The organism is Halohasta sp. A2, from assembly GCF_056175805.1.
Map to the genome: position 1 here is coordinate 1 of NZ_JAQFWV010000263.1, position 291 is coordinate 291.

At 54.3% G+C, this 291-nt stretch carries 1 protein-coding gene; it reads left to right on the top strand.

All coding sequences use genetic code 11. The features are described 5' to 3' along the window. The coding region (locus tag O2S87_RS19060; protein WP_475410252.1) for a zinc ribbon domain-containing protein at positions 1-291 on the top strand (291 nt) is incomplete at both ends.

Consider the following 291-nt stretch of genomic DNA (forward strand, 5'->3'; position numbering starts at 1 on the left):
GGGAGTTGGCCGAATCAACGTCGGAGACTTAGAGGGCGTGCGTGAAGACGAAGCTGGTAAGTCGAAAAACTGGGGTCGACACGGCAACCTTGACCTGCACGGGTGGGCGTTCGACCGCTTTACAAAGATTCTCACATACAAAGCGAAAGTCAAGGGAATCGAGATGGTAGAAGTTTCAGAGCGTAACACGAGCAAGACGTGTTGCGTCTGCGGTAGTGAAGACGATAGTCAGCGTGTCAAGCGTGGCCTCTACGTCTGTGAGGAGTGTGACGCGGCGTTCAACGCTGACGT